The sequence below is a fragment of the Streptomyces sp. HmicA12 genome (assembly GCF_000373565.1).
In the GTDB taxonomy this organism is placed as follows: domain Bacteria; phylum Actinomycetota; class Actinomycetes; order Streptomycetales; family Streptomycetaceae; genus Streptomyces.
The window spans coordinates 245,919-267,290 of the sequence record NZ_KB891849.1 but is presented as its reverse complement, the minus strand read 5'-3'; the positions used below and the strand labels follow the sequence as shown (position 1 = coordinate 267,290).

Sequence of the window (21,372 nt, the reverse complement as noted above, 5' to 3'; positions counted from 1 at the left end):
AGTGAGGAATCTCGGTGATCTGGCCCGATCGGGGCATCGGTCGCAAGAATCAAGGCGGCCGCCGGGCCGACCGGTGCGCCCGCTGAACAGGGCCTAGGGGGCCGTCGGCATGATTCGTACCAAGACCAGGGCGCCCACCCGAGCCCGCCCCACCTCCCTCCGCACCGGCCTGCGCTCACGGCTCGGCAAGGTAGTTCGCGCCGAACCCCGCCGCATCAGGCGCGCCCTGATGCTGGGGCTGCCCACGGTGTGGGGCGCGGTCGCCATCACGTACAAGATGGCCTGCCCGCTCGCCCAGCAGAACGGGCTGGGCGCGCGCATCGTGAGCAGTGCCGTCTTCTTCGTGGTGGGGACCGGGCTGATACTCCACGTACGACACGGCCTGATGCGGGAGTTGAGGGAGATCAGGGCGGTCGCGGGCGCCGCCCAGTCCGTGCTCCTTCGACCACCTCCGCCGCGGCTCGACGGGCTCGCGCTCGCCGCGGGGCAACTGTCCGCCGACCGCGGCGCCAGCATCGGCGGCGACCTGTACGACGTCGTGGCCACCGACCACGGCGTACGGGTCGTCATGGGAGACGTCCGCGGACACGGACTCGGCGCGCTCGCCACCGTCGGCGCCGTCCTCGGCAGCTTCCGCGAGGCCGCCCACGACGAGGCCGAACTCGGCTGCGTGCTGCGGAGACTGGAGCGCGCCCACGCCCGGCACCTGCGGCAGCGCTCGCGTGACGAGCATCCGGCCGCCGGGGGCGGCGAGCCCGAGAGCCCGCTCGCCGAGGAGTTCGTCACCGTCCTGCTCCTCGAGATCCGGCAGGACGGCGCCGTCTACGCGCTCAACTGCGGGCACCCGTGGCCGTACCGGCTCAGCCCCGGTGCCGTGCGCTGCGTCGAGGCGATGACCGGCGGTGATCCGATGCCGCCGCTCGGACCGTTCCCGCTGCCCGCCGAGCTCACGCCCGTGCGCTGCGGGCGGATCCTGCCGGGGGAGGGGCTCCTGCTGCACACCGACGGCATCGAGGACGCCCGCGACGCTCATGGCCGGTTCTTTCCGTTCCAGGCCGCGCTGATCGAGGCCGTGCGGCTGCGGACCATCGTGCCGAAGTCCGTCATCCACAGCGTGTACGGGCAGCTGCTCGACCACGTCGCGGGCTCGCCCGCCGACGACGCGGCCCTGCTGGTCCTGCGCAACGACCGCAGGCGCGTGCCGATGCAGCACGGGGAGCCCGTGGGCCTGAGCGCGCACAAGGTTCTCTGACACATCACACCGTCCCGGGACGCGTCGTCCGCCCGCCGCGGAGTTGTGGGCAGGCGAGCGGGCGGACGACGCGGTGACGGGCCGCCGTACTGTACGAGGGGGAGCCGACGGCCCGGCCGGCCTCTTGCGAGGCAGTTCAGTCAAGCGGGATGAAACCGGCCACAACAGAGCGCGCAGGGGACGGAGTTGAGCATTCCGATCACACCCCGTGCGAAGCGGCCTCGACTAGGCTGGCGGCACCGAGCCAACGGAGGGCATCCATGCAGCCCAACACCCTGCTCGACGCGATTCTCGACGAGGCCGGGATCTCCCATGCTGGTCTCGCCGCCCATGTGAACCAGGCGGGCCGGGCCCGCGGGCTCGCCCTGAGGTACGAACACACCGCCGTGGCCCGCTGGTTGAAGGGCCAGCGCCCGCGCGGCCAGGTGCCCGACCTGATCTGCGAGGTGCTCGCCTCCCGGCTCCAGCGGCATGTCACGCTCGACGACATCGGCCTAGGCATCCCCGGTGAACCGGCCGTCCCGCACAACGGGACGCTGTCCGGCTTCGTGGAGCGGGCGACCGCCCTGTGGCGCTCCGACCAGCAGCAGCGCCGGCACATCCTCGACGCCCCCGCCGTCACCGGCACCCCGGCCGTGATGCCCGTCTGGGAGTGGGAGAACCCGCCCGAGGACAACGACGTCTCGCGCGGCGGGCGCCACCAAGTCAGCTTCGCCGACCTGGAGATGATGCGTTCGGCCCGGACGCACTACGAGCAGATGTACCGCAAGGCGGGCGGCATCGCGACCCGGATCCGCATCGTCGGCTTCCTCAACTCGGAGGCCGCGCCGCTGCTCCGCGGCAGCTACACGGACGAGACGGGCCGTCATCTCCACCGGGCCACAGGCGGGTTGGTGGCCATCGCGGGCATCTGCGCCTACGACTCCGACGCGCACGGACTCGCCCAGCGCTACTTCCATCAGGCGCTGCGGCTCGCGAAGGCCAGCGGTGACCGGGGACTCGGCGCGTACGTCATAGCGCTCCTCGTCAATCAGTCGCTGCACATGCGGGAGTACCGGCAGGCGGTCGCCTTCGCGGAGGCCGCGCTGCGCGCCGCCGGGCGGCACATCACCCCCGCCCTCGCCTCGGACCTGTACGCGATGCAGGCCAAGTCGTACGCACACCTCGGCGACGGCACCAGCGCCCTGGAGTGCATCCGGCGTGCCGAGTCCGCCGCCGACCGGATCCGCCGCGGACACGAACCGGACGAGACGGGGTACGTGCAGCCCGGGTTCGTCAACGTACAGGTGGCGGAAGCCCTGTTGAGCCTCGGTGACTACGCGGGCGCCAAGGAGCACGCCACCGAGGCCGTGCACACTCCCGCGCACGACCGCGGCCGCGTCCACCGGCTCGCCGTGCTCAGCCAGATCCAGCTCAGACAGGGCAACACCGACCAGGCCGTCGAGACCGCGGTCCAGATGGCCGAGGCCGCCCGGGGGATGGAATCCCAGCGCCTGCGCGACAGACTCCGGGCGGTACGCGAGCACCTGGTGCGCAGCGGCTGTGCCGGCACGGCCGAAGCCGCCGAACTCATCGACGGGGCGCTGCGCGTACCGCTCTGAGCCTTGCCCCTCTTGCCTGGGCGCTCGTTCACGCCGCTGCTGCGATATTGCCATCAAATCGATGGAAGGTGGCAGAACCGTGCAGTGGACGAAACTGAACGAACAAACTGTGTATGAAAACAGGTGGTTCAGCGTCAATCTGGCAGACGTCGAACTCCCTGACGGCAAGCACCTCGACCACTTCCTGATACGCCTTCGCCCCGTGGCGGTCGCGACGGTGGTCAACGAGGCGGACGAGGTGCTCCTGCTGTGGCGTCACCGCTTCATCACCGACAGCTGGGGCTGGGAACTCGCGGCCGGCGTCGTCGAGGACGGCGAGGACATCGCGTACGCGGCCGCCAGGGAAATGGAGGAGGAGACCGGGTGGCGGCCGGGACCGCTACGGCACCTGATGAGCGTCGAACCGTCCAACGGTCTGACGGACGCCCGACACCACATCTACTGGGCCGACGAGGCGACGTACGTCGGCCACCCCCAGGACGACTTCGAGTCGGACCGCAGGGAGTGGGTCCATCTCAAGCTCGTCCCCGACATGATCGCCCGCGGAGAGGTCCCGGCCGCCAACATGGCGGCCGCACTGCTGCTGCTCCACCATCTCCGGCTCGGCTGAACTCCCGCCACGGCAGGCGCTAGCGCCCGAGTGCCTGCCACACCGCGATGGCCAGGGCTCCGACCGCGGTCAGCGCGGCGACCGTGGGCAGAGGCCAGCGAGTGTTCTCCAGTGCGGTGATCCGCGCGTTGAGGTCGTCCTGATCCTTGACGTTCTGGTTGTCGCGGTGGGCCAGCAGGGCCAGTTCACCGTCGATACGGGTCAGTCCGACCTCGAAGACGCGGCGTAACTCTGCGAATTCTTCTGAGACCACGGGATGCTCCGGGTCGGTGGTCACGAGTCCGCTCCTTTCTGTAGTCATCGCATCCGTGTTGCGCGCATCGGAAGTCAACTCGCCTGGTGGGCGCGGCGGGAGCGTGTGCGGAGGGCATATGCGAGTCAGCCGCGCGCACCCCGTGCGAAACGAACGGGCCCGGTGTTCCGAAGAACACCGGGCCCGCTCATGGACACGGAGTGTGATCAGGCGCGTCGCCGATCAGACGTACGTGTAGAAGCCCGAGCCGCTCTTGCGGCCGAGTCGGCCCGCGTCGACCATCCGCTGCAGCAGCGGGGGAGCGGCGTACAGCGGCTCCTTGTACTCGGCGTACATCGAGTCCGCGATCGAGGCGATCGTGTCGAGGCCGATCAGGTCGGAGAGCTTCAGCGGGCCCATCGGGTGGGCGCAGCCCAGCTCCATGCCGTTGTCGATGTCCTCGCGGCTCGCGATGCCGGACTCGAACATCCGGATCGAGGAGAGGAGGTAGGGCACGAGCAGCGCGTTCACCACGAAGCCCGAGCGGTCCTGGGCGCGGATCGCGTGCTTGCCGAGGACCTTCTCCACCAGCGCCTGGGCACGGCTGATCGTGCCCTCGGACGTGGTCAGCGCCGGGATCAGCTCGACGAGGCTCTGCACCGGGGCCGGGTTGAAGAAGTGGATGCCGATGACGTGGTCCGGGCGGGACGTCGCCACGGCCAGCTTCACCAGCGGGATGGAGGAGGTGTTCGAGGCGAGGATCGCGTCCGGGCGCGTCACGACCTGGTCGAGGACCTGGAAGATCTCCGTCTTGACCTGCTCGTTCTCCACGACGGCCTCGATGGTGAGGTCACGGTCGGCGAACTCGCCCAGATCCGTGGTGAAGGTCAGGCGCGCCTGCGTGGTCGCCAGCTCCTCCTCGGTGATCTTGCCGCGGGACGCCGCCTTCGACAGGGAGTTGAGCAGCCGGGTGCGGCCGATCTCCAGGGCCTCGCCGGTGGTCTCGGCGACCATCACGTCCAGGCCGCTGCGGGCGCAGACCTCCGCGATGCCGGCGCCCATCTGGCCACAGCCCACCACTCCGACGCGTGTGATGTCAGTCAAGGCGTCCGTCACCTCGTGCCTTTCGCTATTCGTCCGCTCTTCCGGGGCTGCCGGAGCAGAGCTCTGGAAACACTTCCAGGGGGTTCCGGATCTGCACGTTACCCCGTAGACATGGGAGGGGTGGAGTCCGGGTTAACGGCTGTTCAGCCCGGGCTCACCGTGACACGGGAACGAGGGGGGATCCATGGGACGTATCTCACGCCGCGCCTTCACGCTGGGCGCCGCACTGACGCTGGCCGCCGCGACGGCGGGGGACGCGGTCGCCGCGGGCTCCGCGCCGCCCCGCCGCCACGATCTGCGGGGCATGTGGCTGGCGACGGTCGCGAACCGGGACTGGCCGTCGCGGGCCGGGCTCACCGCCGCCGAGCAGCGGGCCGAACTGCTCGCGCACCTCGACACCGCGGTCCGCCGCCGGCTGAACGCGGTGGTCCTCCAGGTGCGGCCGACCGCCGACGCCCTGTGGCCGTCCCCGTACGAGCCCTGGTCCCAGGTGCTCACCGGCACCCAGGGCGCGGACCCCGGCTGGGACCCGCTGGGCACGGCGGTGCGGGAGGCGCACCGGCGCGGCCTCGAACTGCACGCCTGGTTCAACCCGTACCGCATCGCCAACCACACCGACCCGAGCCGGCTCGTGCCCACGCATCCGGCCCGCCTGCACCCCGACTGGGTCGTGCCGTACGGCGGGAAGCTCTACTACAACCCGGGCCTGCCCGAGGTCCGCCGGTTCGTGCAGGACGCGATGCTGGACGCGGTGAAGAAGTACGCGATCGACGCCGTGCACTTCGACGACTACTTCTACCCGTACCCGGTGGCCGGGCAGACCTTCGACGACGACGCCGCGTACGCGGCGCACGGCGGCGCCTTCCCGGACCGGGCGGCCTGGCGGCGGGACAACATCGACCGGCTCGTACGGGAGACGGGGCGCCGCATCAAGAAGGTGCGGCCCGCGGCGCGGTTCGGGATCAGCCCGTTCGGGGTGTGGCGCAACAAGGCGACCGACCCGAAGGGCTCCGACACCACCGCCGGGGTGCAGACCTACGACGACCTGCACGCGGACACCCGCACCTGGGTGCGCGAGGGGTGGATCGACTACGTGGCACCGCAGGTGTACTGGAACATCGGCTTCGCGGCCGCCGACTACGCGAAGCTGCTGCCCTGGTGGGCCGATGTCGTACGGGGCACGGACGTGCGGCTGTACATCGGCGAGGCCCTGTACAAGGCGGGCGATCCGGCGCAGCCCGCCGCGTGGCAGGACCCGGCGGAGCTGTCCCGGCACCTCACCTACGCGCGCGGCTTCCCCGAGGTGCGCGGGCACGTCTTCTTCTCGGCCAAGGAGGTCGGCGAGGACCGGATCGGGGCGATGGCCCGCGTGGTGGCGGACCACTACTCCTGACGGCCGGGCGGGTGCCGTACGACCGCGTCGGGGCCCGGCGACATGATCGCCTCGTGGCCGTCCTCGAAGCGGACCCGGAAGGGCGGACCGCCGTCCGCCCCGAGTACTTCGATGATCTGGGCGATCCGGTCGTGCTGTCCGACGATCCGGCCGTGCACCAGGAGCTGGTCGCCTACGGATGCGCGCATCAGGGGTGACCTCCTCGACGTGTCTCGGTATCTCGCCGTGCCCGTGAGTTGCCGCAAGTGTACGGCGGGTAAAGGGAGTTGGCGCCCCTGGGGCTTCAGCCGCGGGACCGCTGGGTGACGGCGATGCACACCAGGACCGCCGCCGCGGTCAGGGGTGCGGCGACCGGCAGGGTCTCGCCGAGCAGGAACACCGACCAGACGAGGGTCAACAGGGGCTGCGCGAGCCGGTGGCGCCGGGCCGCCCGTACTTCGCGGCCGAGCCGCCGGCCCCGTACATCCGGTTCAGCTTCGTGGCGGTGGCCGGGACGGCGGAGATCACGGAAGGGGTGCGGCGCCTGGAGGAGGCCTGGCGCGAGCTGACGGGCTGACGGGCTGGGGGGCTGAGGGGTTGTCGGGCCGGTGGGCGGAAACCGGATCGACCGGCCAGGCCCTGACGTGCGACGATCCGCCGCATGTCAGCTACAGAACTCCCTGCGACGGAACGTCCTGCCGGGTACGAGATCTCCCTCGACCCCACACGCATCGACGCCGCCCGCGTGCACCACTGGCTGTCCACCGACGCGTACTGGGCGATGGGCCGGACGCGCGAGACGCAGGACGCGGCGATCGCCGGTTCCCTCAACTTCGGCGCGTACGAAGCCGCTTCGGGGGAGCAGGTCGCCTACGCCCGTGTCGTGACGGACTCCGCGACCTTCGCCTGGCTCTGCGACGTGTACGTGGACCGGTCCGTGCGCGGCAAGGGGCTCGGCAAGGCGCTCGCCGCGGCGGTCCGCGACCACCTGGAGCCGTTCGGCGTCCGGCGCATCCTGCTCGCCACCAGCACCGCGCACGGGGTGTACGCACAGGTCGGCTTCGAACCACTGCCGGAGCCGAGCCAGTGGATGGTGCACTACTACGACCGGTCCGTACGTTCCTGACCCGTGCACCGTCCGCCGTGGCTCGTGCGCTCCCGAGCCCGCTCGCTGTGAACCGGTGGTGATTCCTTGACCCGGACTACCGGCCGGTACACGATCAGGCATGCAGCTCAGCGTCACGCTTCTCGCCGCCGCGCGCAGCTCCTCCCTGCTCGCCGAGCGCTTCGACGACGACCGGCCGCTCGACGAGGCGGGCTGGTACGAGGTGCAGCGCGCGGCGCCCGGGTTCGGGCCGCTCGCCGCGGCCGAGCTGCGCTACTGCTCGCCGACCCCGCGCAGCCGCGCCACCGGCGACGCGCTCGGCCTCGCCCCGCTGGCCCAACCCGCCCTGCGCGACTGCGACATGGGCCGCTGGCGGGGCCGTACGCTCGCCGAGGTGGCGGCCGTCGAACCGGCCGCCGTCGACCGCTGGCTGGGCGATCCGCGCTCGGCGCCGCACGGCGGCGAGTCGTTGCTCGGGTTCATCGCGCGCGTCGGCTCCTGGCTGGACACCCGGCCGGCCGACGACGGCACACGGGCGGTCGCGATCGCCGAGCCGTCCGTGATCCGAGCCGCCCTCGTCTACGCACTGAAGGCGCCCCCGTCGACGTACTGGAACATCGACGTGCGGCCGCTGTCGACGGCCCTGGTCAGCGGGCACCGGGGCCGCTGGAGCGTCAGGCTCGCCGGTAGTCCGTCGTGAGGACGAGGTCCTTGGCCGGGCCCTTCACCCGCCACACCGTCCGCCAGCGGTCGGCGTCGTGCACGGTGAACTCGCCGCGGTAGAGGTCCGCCGAGCACGGATGGTCCGCCACGTGATGGCCGGTGCGCAGGTCGAGGCCGTGGAAGAAGCGGCCGTCGGAGAAGTGGACCACCGCCGTGCCGGGGTCCTCGCCGGGGGTGAACAGGAGCGTCCGCTCGGCGGGGCGTGACGCACCGCGCCACGTGAACGTGCCGGATTCGAAGTGCCGCAGCCCGCCCTCGTCGGCCGCGGTGAACTCCGTGCCGCCGGTGAACGTGCCGGTCGCGTCCTCGGCGAGGTCGCGTACCGTCCGCTCGACCTGCCAGCTCCCGGCCAGGAACGTCAACACGTCGGAAACCGGCCAGAGTTGACTCACCACGCACACCACTCCCGTTCACCTCTGCGCGAACCGTTGACGCGCGCACCACCACTTCCTATCTTGCCGTTCGCAGTTTAGGACGACGTACGAGATATCGAACGATCCGTGATCGCTGTGAAGGATGGGGAGCGCATGACGCGTGGACGACGCAGGCGCTGGAGAATCGGGCTCGGGGCGGCCGTCGGAGCCCTGCTGGCCGGGACGGCGGTCACGCCGCCGGCCGTGGCCGACGACGTCACCGACTACACCGTCACCGTCGACCCGGGCCGCGCGGGCGCGACGATCGACGACACCATGTACGGCGTCTTCTTCGAGGACATCAACCGGGCGGCCGACGGCGGGCTCTACGCCGAGCTGCTGCAGAACCGGTCCTTCGAGTACTCGACCGCCGACAACAAGGCGTACACACCGCTCACCGCGTGGACGACGACCGGCACGGCGAAGGTCTCCGACGACGACGGACGGCTGAACGCGCGGAACCGCAACTACCTCTCCCTGGGCGCCGGTTCGTCCGCCACCAACTCCGCGTACGGCACCGGCGTCAACGTCGAGAAGGGCAGGACGTACGACTTCTCGGTGTGGGCCCGGGCCGACTCCGCCCTCACCGTGACCCTCGCCGACGCCGACGGAACCCTCGCCGCCCCGCGCACGGTCAAGGCCCGCGGCGGCTGGACCAAGTACACGGCGACGTTCACCGCGAGCCGCGGCAGCACCACGGGGCGGCTGACCGTCGCCACCTCCGCCGACGCCGCGCTCGACATGGTCTCCCTCTTCCCGCGCGACACGTTCAAGGGCCGCGCGAACGGCCTGCGCAAGGACCTCGCCCAGAAGATCGCCGACCTGCGCCCCGGGTTCGTGCGCTTCCCCGGCGGCTGCCTGGTCAACACCGGCTCGATGGAGGGCTACGACGAGGCGTCCGGCTATCAGCGCAAGCGCTCGTACCAGTGGAAGGACACCGTCGGCCCGGTCGAGGAGCGGGCCACCAACGCCAACTTCTGGGGCTACAACCAGAGTTACGGTCTCGGCTACTACGAGTACTTCCAGTTCGCCGAGGACATCGGCGCGATGCCGCTGCCCGTCGTGCCCGCACTCGTCACCGGCTGCGGCCAGAACAAGGCCACGGACGACGACGCGCTGCTGAAGCGGCACATCCAGGACACCCTCGACCTGATCGCGTTCGCCAACGGGCCGGTCACCACCAAGTGGGGCAAGCTGCGCGCCAAGATGGGCCACCCGAAGCCCTTCCACCTCACGCACCTCGAGGTCGGCAACGAGGAGAACCTCCCCGAGGACTTCTTCGAGCGGTTCACCGAGTTCCGTACGGCGATCGAGGCCGCGTACCCGGACGTCACCGTCATCTCCAACTCCGGCCCCGACGACAGCGGTACGACCTTCGACACGGCCTGGAAGCTCAACAAGGACGCGGACGTCGACATGGTCGACGAGCACTACTACAACAGCCCGCAATGGTTCCTGCAGAACAACGACCGCTACGACTCCTACGACCGCGGCGGCCCCAAGGTCTTCCTCGGTGAGTACGCCTCGCTCGGCAACACATGGTCCAACGCACTGTCAGAAGCCGCCTACATGACGGGACTTGAGCGCAACGCCGACGTGGTGAAGCTCGCCTCGTACGCCCCGCTGCTCGCCCGCCGGGACACCGTCCAGTGGACACCCGACATGATCTGGTTCGACGACCAGAAGTCGTGGGGCTCCGCCGACTACGAGGTCCAGAAGCTGTTCATGCGCAACGTCGGCGACCGGGTCGTCCCGTCGACCGCCACCGCCACACCGTCGACGCTCCAGCCGATCACCGGGGCCGTGGGCCTCTCGACCTGGGCGACGAGCGCCGCGTACGACGACGTGCGGGTGACGTCCGCCGACGGCGACAGCCTGCTGTCCGACGACTTCAGCGGCGACGCGTCGAAGTGGACCGGGTCCGGCAGCGGCAGCTGGGCCGTCCAGGACGGGCAGTACGTGCAGTCCGACGAGACGGCCGAGAACACCATGGTCACGGCCGGCGACCCGAACTGGCAGAACTACGACCTGCACGTGAAGGCCACCAAGAAGTCCGGCAAGGAGGGCTTCCTCGTCGCCTTCGGCGTCAAGGACACCGGTAACTACTACTGGTGGAACCTGGGCGGCTGGAACAACACCTCGTCCGCGGTGGAACAGGCCGTGAACGGCGGCAAGGCCACGCTCGTGTCGAAGGCCGGGTCGATCGAGACGGGCCGCGCCTACGACATCGACATCAAGGTGCGCGGCCGCCAGGTGACCCTGTACCTGGACGGCGCGGAGTGGGGCTCCTTCAAGGACGACAAGCCCGCCGAGCCGTTCCGCCAGGTGGTCACCAAGGACAAGAAGTCCGGTGACCTGATCGTCAAGGTCGTCAACGCCCAGGACGCCCGGGCCCGTACGACGGTGAACCTCGGTGGCGCCAAGGTGGCGAACTCCGCCGCCGTGACGACACTGACCGCGGACCCGGCGGCCGAGAACACGGCGACGGACACCCCCGTGAAGCCGACGACCTCGACGTTCCGAGGGGTCGCCGACACCTTCACCTACACGTTCCCGGCGAACTCGGTGACGTTCCTGCGCATCAAGAAGGGCTAGGGCAGGTGGCGGCGGTGTCGCAAGGCGTTCCCGCGCCGCCGCCGCCGCCGTATCCGTATCCGTATCCGTATCCGTATCCGTATCCGTATTCGCCTAGCCGTTCACGAACTTGATGCTGTTGTCGTCGTAGCGGGCGCCCGCCACCGCACCGGCCGGCGCCGCCGACTCGATCGCCGCGAGCTCGTCGGCCGACAGGTTCAGCGTGGCGGCCGTGACGTTCTCCTCCAGGTACTTCTGGCGGCGGGTTCCGGGGATCGGCACCACGTCGTCGCCCTGGTGCTGGACCCAGGCAAGTGCCAACTGCCCCGCCGTGACTCCCTTTTTGGCCGCGAGCTCCTCCAGGCGGGCCACGATCGCCAGGTTGCGCTCCAGGTTGCCGTCGGTGAAGCGGGGCTGGCCGCGCCGCATGTCGGTCTCGGGGAGGTTCTCGGTCGACCTGTACCGGCCCGTGAGGAAACCCCGGCCGAGCGGCGAGAACGGCACGAGCCCGATCCCCAACTCCCGGCACACCGGCAGCACTTCGGCCTCCAAATCGCGCGTCCACAGCGAGAACTCGCTCTGCAGCGCCGCGATCGGGTGCGTGGCGTGGGCCCGGCGCAGCGTGTCGGGGCCCGTCTCGGACAGGCCCAGATGCCGGACCTTGCCCTCCTTCACCAGCTCGGCCATCGCGCCCACGGTCTCCTCGATCGGCACGCTCCGGTCGACACGGTGCAGGTAGTACAGGTCGATGTGATCCACCCCGAGGCGGCGCAGCGACGCCTCGCACGCCTCACGTACGTACGCCGCGTCACCGCGGATCCGCGTGGACTCGCCGAGCCGGTTGGCGAAGCCGAACTTCGTCGCCAGGACGGCCTGTTCGCGGCGCCCGGGGGCGGCGAGGGCACGCCCGATCAACTGTTCGTTGTGCCCCGCCCCGTAGAAGTCGGACGTGTCGAGAAGGGTGACGCCGAGGTCGAGGGCGCGGTGCAGGGTCCCGATGGACTGCTCGTCGTCCGACGCGCCGTAGGCATGGCTCATCCCCATGCAGCCCAGGCCCTGGGCCGAGACGGTGAGGGAGCCGAGCCGACGCGTGGGAAGTCCGGTCATGAGCTGCCTCCTGAGAATGTGCTGATCCTGCTTGCTCCGCCGATGTGGGATGCCGCCGACCGTACGACTTCGAGTGCGCTCCAGGGCAAGCGCCCTGCGGTGACCGGCCGCGCGATGCGGCCCACAGGAAATGCGGATGCACCACCGCGCCCCGCCGCGTTACCGTCGGCCCATGAACGTCATCGGCCGAACCAACACCGCGACCGCGCGAGCGACCAGCTCGCCGGTTGCCGCCGTCTGACGCTTTCCTCCCGTCGGCGACCGGAAACGGTGCGCCGATGACATGCAGGGCCTTCCGCCCGGCTCCCGGTGATCGTGCGCACCCGCCTTCCGGTGCCGTCCCGCACACACACCGAGGAGCACCCTCATGAACAACCCCGTGACCACTGAAGGCGTCCTGCGCACTTTCGTCGAGTACTTCGAGGAACGCGGCCATCGCCGGATCACCGGGTCCACCCTGTTGCCCGAGCCCGGTGACCCCGTCCTGTTCACCACGTCCGGGATGCACCCCCTCACCCCGTACCTGGAAGGACGACGTCCGCATCCGCTCGGCTCGCGGCTCGTCAACGTCCAGCGCTGTCTGCGCACGACGGACCTGGGCGAGGTCGGTGACCTCACCCATCTGACCGTCTTCGAGATGCTCGGCACCTGGTCGCTCGGGGACTACGAGCTGCCACAGAGCCTGGAATGGGGGTACGAGCTGTTCACCGAGGGGTTCGGCATCGATCCCGGCAGGCTCCACGCCACCGTTTTCGGCGGCGACGAGCGCAGTGGTCCCGACACCGGATCGCTGGAGACGTGGCAGCGGCTCGGTGTGCCGGTGGAGCTCACCGTCGACGACAACTGGTGGTCGGGCGGGCCGACCGGTCCGTGCGGGCCCGACTCCGAGATGTTCCTGTGGACCGGCGACACTCCGCCGCAGTCCACGCCCACCGGGGACGAGCGCTGGGTGGAGGTGTGGAACCACGTGATGATGGGCCACCGCAACGGCCCCGACGGCTCGCTCGTGCCCCTGCCCCGGCGCAACGTCGACACGGGCCTCGGCCTGGAACGCCTGGCCACGCTCCTGCAGGGCCGCACCTCGGTGTTCGACTGCGACGTCTTCTCCCCGTGGCGGCACCACCTGCCCGGTCTGTGGGGATCGTTGGACGAGACGTCGACGCGGCTCGTCACCGATCATCTGCGCTCGGCCGTCGTGGTCCTCGGGGACGGTGTCCGCCCGTCCAACACCGGCCGCGGCTACGTCCTGCGCCGACTCGTCCGGCGCGTCCTCACCACGCTGTGGCGCGACGACCCGTCCCGCGGTCTGGGGGATCTGCCGGGGGAGCTGATCGAGCACACCCGGGACCACTTCCGCCAGGACATCGATCCCGAGGTGGTGCGCCGGCTGCTGGTCGACGAGGAGCGGCGCTTCCGGCGCCTCCTGGAGGTCGGCCGCACGGTGCTCGACCGGCCGCGCTTCCGCGGCCCGCTCACGGAGGAGGACCTGCACTACCTGCACGACACCCACGGCCTGCCGCGCGATCTCGTACGGAATCTGCGGGACGAGCGGGAGATCGAGACCGGGTCCGGGCGTCAGACGAGGTAGGCGCCGGTGCGCGGCCTGCCGTGCTCGCGCGCGTACGGCGTGAGCGCCACGATCCCGGCTCCGCGCACCTCGGTGCGCGGGCCCAGGTCGAAGGGGCTGACGCCCAGTTTCCGCGCGAGCGGCGGCGCGAGGTACGTGGCGAAGTCCGCCCACTCCTCCGCGTCGTCCGGGTCGGCCCCCTCGTCGGCGCCGGCCGCGAGCTCCTCGGGCAGCCGCTCGCCCAGCGTGAACCGGGCGTCGCCGTCCCTCCCGGAAGCGCTGAGGCGGCGTACGGCGGCCCCGCGCTCGGCGACCAGCCAGCCCGAACCGCCGCCGTGCTCACCGAAGCAGTACGCCTGGGCGCGGCCGTAGCGGCGGCTCAGTTCCGTGACGAGGCGCAGAACGTCCTCGGCGCGCTCCGTGTCGACCGGGTTGCACCAGGGACCGAGGACCAGCGTCCAGCCGTCCACCTCCGCGGTGACGTGGACCCGGCCGTACTCGGCGCCGTCGTCACTGTCGTGCTGCCCCACGCTGTGCCCGAGCGCGAAGGTCACGGGGCGCGCGTCGTACAGACCGAGCAACTCGGCGACACCCTGCTGATCGCCGCCGGGGACGGCGATCCAGGACGTGAAGCAGGTGTCCAGCGGTCGCGCCCGGTCGCCGGGCAGCTTGATCCGGATCAGCCGGTCCACCGCGGCCCGGTCCGCGTCCGACAGCGCCTCCTCGCCGCCGATCGCGGCGAGCACGGAGAGTGCGGCGGCCCGAAGCCGTCCCGGGCCTTCCGCGCGCACGCGGCGCAGTGGTTCCTCGACGGCGGGTCCCAGCAGGCTCAGCGCCCATTCCGCCCGCTGCGCCACCTCCGGGTCGGGATCGCCGAGCAGCGGGATCAGCGCCTCGGCGAGCAGGCCGTAGTCGACGTCGGGCCGCGGCTCGCGCCCGTACGCCACCGAGCAGGTGGACTGGATGCCGAAGGCCGCGCAGCGGCGTACCTCCGCGGACGGATGGGACAGCGCCCCGACGTGGCGGTCGACGTCCCGCATGGCCGACAGGGTGCGGCCGAGACGGCGCCGCGCCCGCTCCCGCGTCGCCCCGGCCAGGGCCGCCACCACGGGGTCGTAGGCGGCCGCGCCGATGCTCCGGGTCAGCACGAACCTGATCGCGTCGTGCGGCACCGAGGACTCCTCGTCGACCAGCTCCGCCAGCAGCCTCGGCACCACCGTGCCGCCGAGCGCGCCCAGCAGATCCTGGGCCGCCTCCCGGCGGTCCGGGTCGGCGAGATCCTCGATCACGTCCACCGCAGTCCCCTCCACGCGCGCGTGCCCACCGATTCGCGCCTCGCATGATGGTGCACGGCACCGACAGTCCCGTCGGCCGGGCTACTGCGGCTCGGTCGCGATCTGGATCAGGTTGCCGACGGTGTCGTCGAAGACGGCGGTGGTGACCGGGCCCATCTCCACCGGCTCCTGCGTGAAACGGACCCCGAGAGCCGTCAGCCGCTCGTACTCCGCCTTCACGTCGTCGACGGCGAACTGGGCCAGCGGAATACCGTCCTCGACGAGCGCGTCGCGATAGGTCCTGGCTGCCGGGTGCGCGGCGGGCTCCAGGAGAAGTTCCGTGCCGTTCGGCTCGTCGGGCGACACGACGGTCAGCCAACGGTGCGTCTCGCCCACCGGGACGTCGTGCTTCTTCCGGAATCCGAGGATCTCCGTGTAGAAGTGCGCGGCCTTGGCCTGGTCGTCGACGAAGACACTGGTCATATGGATCTTCACGGGGTGCTCTCCTCCGGTTCGGGCGGCTCGGGCGGCTCGGACACACGCCACCGCTCGGCGATCTGCCGCAGCGGCTCCGTGTTCAGGTCGTGGAACTTGTAGCGGCCCTCCCGCCGGGTCTCGACGAGCCCGGCGGCCTCCAGTACCGCCAGATGCTGGGAGACCGCCTGACGCGAGATGCCGAGCCCGTGCCGCATGCTCAGCCGCGCACAGATCTCGAACAGTGTCTGGCCGGACTTCTCCGTCAGCTCGTCGAGGATGGTGCGACGGGTGGGGTCGGCCAGAGCTTTGAACACGTCATGGGCCACACCCCCCACCATAGGCAAGCCGGTACTTGCCTATCAACGGGTGGCGGGCGCCTTGTCGAGCCGGACCGGCGCCGTCGCGGCCCTGCGGCGCCGCCGCGGGCTCGTCATCGCCACCGCCGTGCCGATCCCGCTGATCAGCAGGCCGATCCCGGTGAAGATCAGCGGCAGCAGCCACATCGACGCGAACCCGTTGATCTGCGCGTCCCCGGGGTCGTCGGCGCGGTAGAGCACCTCGACCCGCTCGCCCCTCTCGTACGCGGGCGGGTTGGTCCCCGTCGAGCTGCGGAACGTCGTCAGCCCGCCGCCCGCCGGGGTGAACGCGACCACCGGGTGCGCCGTCGGCCCGCTGCCGGACCGCGACGTGCCGCGGGAGCCGCTGCCGGAGCCGCCCTGCGACCACTCCAGCGACACCACGGTGCCCTGCGCGCGTTCGGCGCTCGCCAGGAATGAGACGGACACCCCCGTCATGATCAGTCCGATGGTCAGGAAGAGCCCGCCGAACGCGATCACCCCGAACGTGATCCACCAGCCCGAGCTCCGCCCGCGCACCCGAAACCGCATGCCATCCCTCTCGCCCGCCCGAGGCTCACCTGCGCGGAGAGCGGGAACGACGCTATCCCAGGCGCCTCTCCCGCCCTCTCGCCATCAGCGCACACTGAAGGTCGATTGCATAAACGTGCATGGAGACGTATAGTCATGCCATCTAGGAGGAGGGTTCCATGGCGGTACGCGCAGCAGTGGCTGGAGCGAGCGGATACGCGGGCGGCGAAGTCCTGCGCCTGCTGCTCGCCCACCCCGAGGTGGAGATCGGCGCCCTGACGGGCAACTCGAACGCGGGACAGCGACTCGGTGCGCTCCAGCCCCACCTGCTCCCGCTCGCCGACCGCGTCCTCGAGGCGACCACCCCCGAGGTGCTCGCCGGGCACGACGTCGTCTTCCTGGCGCTGCCGCACGGGCAGTCCGCCGCCGTCGCCGAGCAGCTCGGCCCGGACGTCCTCGTGGTCGACATGGGGGCCGACTTCCGGCTGAAGGACGCCGCCGACTGGGAGAAGTTCTACGGCAGCCCGCACGCGGGCACCTGGCCCTACGGCCTCCCCGAACTGCCGGGTGGTCGCGCCGCGCTGGAGGGGTCCAAGCGCATCGCGGTGCCCGGCTGCTACCCGACGGCCGTCTCGCTGGCGCTCGTCCCCGCGTACGGGGCGGGGCTCGTGGAGAGCGAGGCCGTGATCGTCGCCGCGTCCGGCACCTCCGGCGCGGGCAAGGCGGCCAAGCCCCACCTCCTCGGCAGCGAGGTCATGGGGAACATGTCGCCGTACGGCGTGGGCGGCGGCCACCGGCACACCCCCGAGATGATCCAGAACCTCGGCGCGGCGGCCGGCCACCGGGTGAGCGTCTCCTTCACGCCGACCCTCGCCCCGATGCCGCGCGGCATCCTCGCCACGTGCAGCGCCAAGGCCGTCCCGGGCGTCACCGCCGAAGCCGTGCGCGCCGCGTACGAGAAGGCGTACGCCGACGAGCCGTTCGTGCACCTGCTGCCCGAGGGCCAGTGGCCGCAGACGGCCGCCGTGTACGGGTCGAACGCCGTGCAGATCCAGGTCGCGTTCGACGAGACGGCGTCCGACACGGGCCGCGTCATCGTGATCAGCGCCATCGACAACCTGACCAAGGGCACCGCAGGCGGTGCCATCCAATCCATGAACATCGCCCTGGGTCTGGACGAGACCACCGGGCTCTCGACGATCGGAGTCGCGCCGTGAGTGTGACGGCAGCCAAGGGATTCCAGGCCGCGGGCATCGCCGCCGGAATCAAGCAGAGCGGGAACCCGGACCTGGCCCTCGTGGTCAACCGCGGCCCCCGCCTGGCGGCCGCGGGCGTGTTCACCTCCAACCGCGTCAAGGCCGCCCCGGTCCTCTGGTCCGAGCAGGTCCTCAAGGGCGGACTCGTCTCCGCCGTCGTCCTCAACTCCGGTGGCGCCAACGCCTGTACGGGACCGAAGGGCTTCCAGGACACGCACGCCACCGCCGAGAAGGTCGCCGAGGTCCTCGACCTGAACGCGGGGGAGGTCGCCGTCGCCTCCACCGGCCTCATCGGCGTCCTGCTCCCGATGGACAAGCTGCTCCCCGGCGTCGACACCGCCGCCGCGCAGCTGTCCGAGCACGGCGGCGAGAAGGCCGCCATCGCCATCAAGACCACCGACACCGTGCACAAGACCGCCGTGTACGAGGGCGACGGCTGGACGGTCGGCGGCATGGCGAAGGGCGCGGGCATGCTCGCCCCCGGCCTCGCCACCATGCTCGTCGTCCTCGCCACCGACGCCGACCTCGACAGCGACGTACTGGACAAGGCGCTGCGCGACGCCACCCGCGTCACCTTCGACCGGGTCGACTCCGACGGCTGCATGTCGACGAACGACACGGTGCTGCTGCTCGCCTCCGGCGCGTCCGAAGTCGCCCCGGAGTACGCCGAGTTCGCGCACGCCGTGAAGACCGTCTGCGACGACCTCGGCCGGCAGCTCATCGGCGACGCCGAGGGCGCCAGCAAGGACATCAAGGTCGAGGTGATCAACGCCGCGAGCGAGGACGACGCCGTCGAGGTGGGCCGCTCCATCGCCCGGAACAACCTCCTCAAGTGCGCCATCCACGGCGAAGACCCCAACTGGGGCCGGGTCCTCTCCGCCATCGGCACGACGAAGGCGGCCTTCGAGCCCGATCAGCTGAACGTCGCGATCAACGGCGTCTGGGTCTGCAAGAACGGCGGAGTCGGCGAGGACCGCGACCAGGTCGACATGCGCTTCCGGGAGGTCGTCGTCACCGCCGACCTCGCCGCGGGCACCGAGACCGCGACGATCTGGACGAACGACCTGACCGCCGACTACGTCCACGAGAACAGCGCGTACTCCTCATGAGCGAGACGAAACAGAGCGGCCAGCCCGCCGCGCGGAAGCACACCGCGCTCCCCAAGGCGCAGACCCTCATCGAGGCGCTGCCCTGGCTGACCCGCCACCACGGCAAGACCGTCGTCATCAAGTTCGGCGGAAACGCCATGATCGACGAGGAGTTGAAGGCCGCGTTCGCGCAGGACGTCGTCTTCCTGCACCACGCCGGCCTCAAGCCGGTCGTCGTGCACGGCGGCGGCCCGCAGATCAGCAAGGCCCTCGACAAGCACGGCATCGTCAGCGAGTTCAAGGCCGGCCTGCGCGTCACCACCGAGGACGCCATGGACGTCGTACGGATGGTGCTCGCCGGACAGGTACAGCGCGAGCTCGTCGGCCTGCTCAACCAGCACGGCCCGCTCGCCGTCGGCCTCACCGGCGAGGACGCGCACACCATCACCGCCACCAAGCACCAGCCCCGCATCGAGGGCGAGTTGGTCGACATCGGCCGCGTCGGCGAGATCACCGAGATCGACACCGGCGCCATCGAGGCCCTGCTCGCCGACGGCCGCATCCCGGTCGTCTCCTCGATCGCCCGCTCCCAGGACGACCACCATGTCTACAACGTCAATGCTGATACGGCGGCTGCGGCACTCGCTGCTGCGCTGGACGCCGAGACGCTGATGGTGCTGACCGACGTCGAGGGCCTCTACGAGGACTGGCCCCACTCCGACGAGGTCATCAGCCGGCTCACCGCCACCGAACTCGAGAAGCTGCTCCCCGACCTGGCGAGCGGCATGGTCCCGAAGATGGAGGGCTGCCTGCACGCCGTGCGCAACGGCGTGCACACCGCCCGCGTCATCGACGGCCGCGTCCAGCACTCGATCCTGCTGGAGATCTTCACGGACGAGGGCATCGGCACGATGGTCGTGCCCGATGCGGAGGGGGAGAGCAACGCATGAACGAGCACGCCAAGAACGCAGAGCTGACCTCGCGCTGGCAGGGCGCGCTGATGAACAACTACGGCACCCCGCGGCTGCCCCTCGTCAAGGGCGAGGGCGCCAGGCTGTGGGACGCCGACGGCAAGGAGTACCTGGACTTCGTCGGCGGCATCGCGGTGAACGCCCTGGGCCACGCCCACCCGGCGATCATCGACGCGGTCGGCAAGCAGCTCGGCTCGCTCGGCCATGTCTCCAACCTCTTCGTCGCCGAGCCGCCGGTCGCCCTGGCCGAGCGCCTCCTCCAGCTCTTCGGCCGCGACGGCGCCGTCTTCTTCTGCAACTCGGGAGCCGAGGCCAACGAGGCGGCCTTCAAGATCGGCCGGCTCACCGGCCGCACGCACATGGTCGCCACGACGGGCGGCTTCCACGGCCGGACCATGGGCGCCCTCGCCCTGACCGGCCAGCCCGGCAAGCAGGACGGCTTCACACCGCTCCCGGGCGACGTCACGCACGTCCCGTACGGCGATGTGGACGCGCTCCGCGCCGCCGTCACCGAGGACACCGCCTTCGTCATCATCGAGCCGATCCAGGGCGAGAACGGCGTGGTCGTGCCGCCCGCCGGCTACCTGAAGGCGGCCCGCGAGATCACCCGCGCCACCGGCACCCTGCTCGTCCTCGACGAGGTGCAGACCGGCATCGGCAGGACCGGCCACTGGTTCGCGTACCAGGCCGGGGAAGGCGTCGAGCCGGACGTCGTCACGCTCGCCAAGGGCATCGGCGGCGGGCTTCCGCTCGGCGTGACCGTCGCGTTCGGCGAGGCGGCGAAGCTGCTGAGGCCCGGACAGCACGGCACCACGTTCGGCGGCAACCCGGTGGTCTGCGCCGCCGGACTCGCGGTCCTCGACACGATCGCCGCCGAAGGTCTCCTGGAGAACACCAAGAGCGTCGGCGAGCGGCTCACCGGCGGAATCGAAGCCCTGAAGCACCCGCTGGTCAGCCATGTCAGGGGCGCGGGCCTTCTGCTGGGTATCGTGCTCACCGGGCCGCGCGCACCCCAGGTGCAGCAGGCGGCCCAGGACGCGGGCTTCCTGGTGAACGCGCCCGCACCCGACGTCGTCCGGCTCATGCCCCCGCTGAACCTGACCGACGCCGAGGCGGACGCGTTCCTCACGGCCCTGCCCGCCGTCCTGGACGCGGCCGCGGCCGACGGGGAAGCCTGATCCTGAGGATGGGACGACGATGAGCAGCAAAGCGGAGAACGACCTGCGGGCCGGGGCGAACATCGCGAACGCCTTGGCACAGGCCCACGGCCCCGCCGTGCCGCAGACGCGCACCGCGCGCCACCGCCGGATCGTGGACATCCTCAACCGGCAACCGGTGCGCTCGCAGAGCCAGTTGGCGAAGCTGCTGTCCGACGACGGCCTGACCGTCACCCAGGCCACGCTCTCCCGTGACCTGGACGAGCTGGGCGCGGTCAAGATCCGCAACACCAACGGCGAGCTGATCTACGCCGTGCCCAGCGAGGGCGGCTTCCGCACCCCGCAGGCCCCGCTCGGCGAGTCGGCGAAGGAGGAGCGCATGCGCCGCCTCGCCGGCGAGCTGCTCATCTCCGCCGAGGCGTCGGCGAACCTGGTGGTGCTCCGCACCCCGCCGGGTGCCGCGCAGTTCCTCGCCTCGGCCATCGACCAGGCCGAACTGCACGTCATCCTCGGCACGATCGCCGGTGACGATACGTTGCTGCTGATCAGCCGGGACCCGGCGGGCGGGCAGGCACTGGCCGAGCATCTGCTGCGGCTGGCGCAGAACGACCACTAGTACGCAC

At 70.9% G+C, this 21,372-nt stretch carries 22 protein-coding genes and 2 pseudogenes; 14 read left to right on the top strand and 10 right to left on the bottom strand.

Features of this window, described 5'->3' with window-relative positions; genetic code table 11:
• Positions 1 to 229: 229 nt before the first annotated feature.
• The 3 genes from B072_RS0136725 (at position 230) to B072_RS0136715 (ending at position 3,463) form a co-directional block, all read left to right on the top strand.
• Positions 230 to 1,252, top strand: coding sequence for a PP2C family protein-serine/threonine phosphatase (locus B072_RS0136725; RefSeq protein WP_018534978.1), 1,023 nt, complete (start codon positions 230 to 232; stop codon positions 1,250 to 1,252).
• Positions 1,253 to 1,512: 260 nt separating this feature from the next.
• Positions 1,513 to 2,853, top strand: coding sequence for a hypothetical protein (locus B072_RS0136720; RefSeq protein ID WP_018534977.1), 1,341 nt, complete (start codon positions 1,513 to 1,515; stop codon positions 2,851 to 2,853).
• Between the two features lie 79 nt (positions 2,854 to 2,932).
• Positions 2,933 to 3,463: an NUDIX hydrolase gene (locus B072_RS0136715; protein ID WP_026246673.1), complete on the top strand. Its 531-nt coding sequence runs from the start codon at positions 2,933 to 2,935 to the stop codon at positions 3,461 to 3,463.
• 19 nt (positions 3,464 to 3,482) lie between these two features.
• Here the strand turns inward: B072_RS0136715 and B072_RS0136710 are convergent, their stop codons facing one another.
• Positions 3,483 to 3,740, bottom strand: a complete 258-nt coding sequence (locus tag B072_RS0136710; protein ID WP_018534975.1) for a hypothetical protein — start codon at positions 3,738 to 3,740, stop codon at positions 3,483 to 3,485.
• 198 nt (positions 3,741 to 3,938) lie between these two features.
• Entirely contained in the window at positions 3,939 to 4,799 is an 861-nt protein-coding gene (locus B072_RS0136705) for a 3-hydroxybutyryl-CoA dehydrogenase (RefSeq protein WP_078506710.1), read from the bottom strand.
• Positions 4,800 to 4,983: 184 nt separating this feature from the next.
• Here B072_RS0136705 and B072_RS0136700 point away from each other — a divergent pair, with 184 nt between their 5' ends.
• Entirely contained in the window at positions 4,984 to 6,192 is a 1,209-nt protein-coding gene (locus tag B072_RS0136700) for a glycoside hydrolase family 10 protein (RefSeq protein WP_018534973.1), read from the top strand.
• Here the strand turns inward: B072_RS0136700 and B072_RS0136695 are convergent.
• Positions 6,183 to 6,380, bottom strand: coding sequence for a DUF1918 domain-containing protein (locus tag B072_RS0136695; protein WP_018534972.1), 198 nt, complete (start codon positions 6,378 to 6,380; stop codon positions 6,183 to 6,185). The genes B072_RS0136700 and B072_RS0136695 overlap by 10 nt on opposite strands.
• A 95-nt stretch (positions 6,381 to 6,475) precedes the next feature.
• A pseudogene (locus tag B072_RS47105) lies at positions 6,476 to 6,619 on the bottom strand (EamA family transporter); the annotation flags it as partial.
• Here B072_RS47105 and B072_RS47905 point away from each other — a divergent pair.
• The 3 genes and pseudogenes from B072_RS47905 to B072_RS0136670 all read left to right on the top strand — a co-directional run.
• Positions 6,608 to 6,748 (top strand): annotated as a pseudogene (locus tag B072_RS47905) (PLP-dependent aminotransferase family protein); the annotation flags it as partial. The pseudogenes B072_RS47105 and B072_RS47905 overlap by 12 nt on opposite strands.
• 84 nt (positions 6,749 to 6,832) lie before the next feature.
• Positions 6,833 to 7,297: a GNAT family N-acetyltransferase gene (locus B072_RS0136675; RefSeq protein ID WP_026246672.1), complete on the top strand. Its 465-nt coding sequence runs from the start codon at positions 6,833 to 6,835 to the stop codon at positions 7,295 to 7,297.
• Positions 7,298 to 7,397: 100 nt separating this feature from the next.
• Entirely contained in the window at positions 7,398 to 7,976 is a 579-nt protein-coding gene (locus B072_RS0136670) for a histidine phosphatase family protein (RefSeq protein WP_018534968.1), read from the top strand.
• On the opposite strand, the gene B072_RS0136665 is transcribed toward B072_RS0136670, so the two are convergent.
• Positions 7,951 to 8,391, bottom strand: a complete 441-nt coding sequence (locus tag B072_RS0136665) for a DUF6314 family protein (RefSeq protein WP_026246671.1) — start codon at positions 8,389 to 8,391, stop codon at positions 7,951 to 7,953. The two genes, B072_RS0136670 and B072_RS0136665, sit on opposite strands and share 26 nt — an antisense overlap.
• Before the next feature lie 135 nt (positions 8,392 to 8,526).
• On the opposite strand from B072_RS0136665, the gene B072_RS0136660 reads away from it, so the two are divergent.
• Positions 8,527 to 11,007 (top strand): alpha-L-arabinofuranosidase C-terminal domain-containing protein, encoded by a 2,481-nt coding sequence (locus B072_RS0136660; RefSeq protein ID WP_018534966.1) that lies wholly within the window; start codon positions 8,527 to 8,529, stop codon positions 11,005 to 11,007.
• 93 nt (positions 11,008 to 11,100) lie between these two features.
• On the opposite strand, the gene B072_RS0136655 is transcribed toward B072_RS0136660, so the two are convergent.
• Positions 11,101 to 12,093, bottom strand: a complete 993-nt coding sequence (locus tag B072_RS0136655) for an aldo/keto reductase (RefSeq protein ID WP_018534965.1) — start codon at positions 12,091 to 12,093, stop codon at positions 11,101 to 11,103.
• A 367-nt stretch (positions 12,094 to 12,460) separates the two neighbouring features.
• Here B072_RS0136655 and B072_RS44910 point away from each other — a divergent pair, with 367 nt between their 5' ends.
• Positions 12,461 to 13,681, top strand: coding sequence for an alanine--tRNA ligase-related protein (locus B072_RS44910; protein ID WP_018534964.1), 1,221 nt, complete (start codon positions 12,461 to 12,463; stop codon positions 13,679 to 13,681).
• Here B072_RS44910 and B072_RS0136645 read toward each other — a convergent pair.
• The 4 genes from B072_RS0136645 to B072_RS0136630 all read right to left on the bottom strand — a co-directional run bounded on the left by B072_RS0136645 (position 13,669) and on the right by B072_RS0136630 (position 16,298).
• Complete coding sequence (locus tag B072_RS0136645) at positions 13,669 to 14,955, bottom strand: HEAT repeat domain-containing protein (protein ID WP_018534963.1); 1,287 nt, start codon at positions 14,953 to 14,955, stop codon at positions 13,669 to 13,671. The genes B072_RS44910 and B072_RS0136645 overlap by 13 nt on opposite strands.
• Positions 14,956 to 15,036: 81 nt before the next feature.
• On the bottom strand, positions 15,037 to 15,429 hold the full coding sequence (locus B072_RS0136640) for a VOC family protein (protein WP_026246670.1): 393 nt from the start codon (positions 15,427 to 15,429) through the stop codon (positions 15,037 to 15,039).
• Positions 15,426 to 15,737, bottom strand: coding sequence for an ArsR/SmtB family transcription factor (locus tag B072_RS0136635; RefSeq protein ID WP_018534961.1), 312 nt, complete (start codon positions 15,735 to 15,737; stop codon positions 15,426 to 15,428). Before B072_RS0136635 ends, B072_RS0136640 begins: the two co-directional genes overlap by 4 nt.
• Positions 15,738 to 15,770: 33 nt before the next feature.
• Positions 15,771 to 16,298 carry a DUF3592 domain-containing protein gene (locus B072_RS0136630; protein WP_026246669.1) on the bottom strand — a complete coding sequence of 176 codons (528 nt, stop codon included), beginning with the start codon at positions 16,296 to 16,298 and terminating at the stop codon, positions 15,771 to 15,773.
• Between the two features lie 158 nt (positions 16,299 to 16,456).
• Between B072_RS0136630 and argC the strand changes: the two genes are divergently transcribed.
• From argC to B072_RS0136605, 5 genes are read left to right on the top strand one after another with little or no spacing between them, the layout of a single operon-like run.
• Positions 16,457 to 17,494 (top strand): N-acetyl-gamma-glutamyl-phosphate reductase, encoded by a 1,038-nt coding sequence (argC, locus tag B072_RS0136625; RefSeq protein ID WP_026246668.1) that lies wholly within the window; start codon positions 16,457 to 16,459, stop codon positions 17,492 to 17,494.
• Positions 17,491 to 18,642: a bifunctional glutamate N-acetyltransferase/amino-acid acetyltransferase ArgJ gene (gene argJ, locus B072_RS0136620; RefSeq protein ID WP_018534958.1), complete on the top strand. Its 1,152-nt coding sequence runs from the start codon at positions 17,491 to 17,493 to the stop codon at positions 18,640 to 18,642. The genes argC and argJ overlap by 4 nt, the downstream gene beginning before the upstream one ends.
• Entirely contained in the window at positions 18,639 to 19,571 is a 933-nt protein-coding gene (gene argB / locus B072_RS0136615) for an acetylglutamate kinase (RefSeq protein WP_018534957.1), read from the top strand. Before argJ ends, argB begins: the two co-directional genes overlap by 4 nt.
• A complete protein-coding gene (locus B072_RS0136610) occupies positions 19,568 to 20,770 on the top strand; it encodes an acetylornithine transaminase (protein WP_018534956.1) in 1,203 nt (400 codons plus the stop codon). Before argB ends, B072_RS0136610 begins: the two co-directional genes overlap by 4 nt.
• A 19-nt stretch (positions 20,771 to 20,789) precedes the next feature.
• Positions 20,790 to 21,365, top strand: coding sequence for an arginine repressor (locus B072_RS0136605; protein ID WP_018534955.1), 576 nt, complete (start codon positions 20,790 to 20,792; stop codon positions 21,363 to 21,365).
• The last annotated feature ends 7 nt before the right edge of the window (positions 21,366 to 21,372 follow it).

Coding starts and splice junctions, on each gene's coding strand:
- argB (WP_018534957.1), top strand. CDS start 18,639: ATGAGCGAGACGAAACAGAGCGGCCAGCCCGCCGCGCGGAAGCACACC.
- B072_RS0136670 (WP_018534968.1), top strand. CDS start 7,398: ATGCAGCTCAGCGTCACGCTTCTCGCCGCCGCGCGCAGCTCCTCCCTG.
- B072_RS44910 (WP_018534964.1), top strand. CDS start 12,461: ATGAACAACCCCGTGACCACTGAAGGCGTCCTGCGCACTTTCGTCGAG.
- B072_RS0136700 (WP_018534973.1), top strand. CDS start 4,984: ATGGGACGTATCTCACGCCGCGCCTTCACGCTGGGCGCCGCACTGACG.
- B072_RS0136660 (WP_018534966.1), top strand. CDS start 8,527: ATGACGCGTGGACGACGCAGGCGCTGGAGAATCGGGCTCGGGGCGGCC.
- argC (WP_026246668.1), top strand. CDS start 16,457: ATGGCGGTACGCGCAGCAGTGGCTGGAGCGAGCGGATACGCGGGCGGC.
- B072_RS0136610 (WP_018534956.1), top strand. CDS start 19,568: ATGAACGAGCACGCCAAGAACGCAGAGCTGACCTCGCGCTGGCAGGGC.
- B072_RS0136605 (WP_018534955.1), top strand. CDS start 20,790: ATGAGCAGCAAAGCGGAGAACGACCTGCGGGCCGGGGCGAACATCGCG.
- B072_RS0136655 (WP_018534965.1), bottom strand. CDS start 12,093: ATGACCGGACTTCCCACGCGTCGGCTCGGCTCCCTCACCGTCTCGGCC.
- B072_RS0136725 (WP_018534978.1), top strand. CDS start 230: ATGCTGGGGCTGCCCACGGTGTGGGGCGCGGTCGCCATCACGTACAAG.
- B072_RS0136630 (WP_026246669.1), bottom strand. CDS start 16,298: ATGCGGTTTCGGGTGCGCGGGCGGAGCTCGGGCTGGTGGATCACGTTC.
- B072_RS0136675 (WP_026246672.1), top strand. CDS start 6,833: ATGTCAGCTACAGAACTCCCTGCGACGGAACGTCCTGCCGGGTACGAG.
- B072_RS0136720 (WP_018534977.1), top strand. CDS start 1,513: ATGCAGCCCAACACCCTGCTCGACGCGATTCTCGACGAGGCCGGGATC.
- B072_RS0136695 (WP_018534972.1), bottom strand. CDS start 6,380: ATGCGCGCATCCGTAGGCGACCAGCTCCTGGTGCACGGCCGGATCGTC.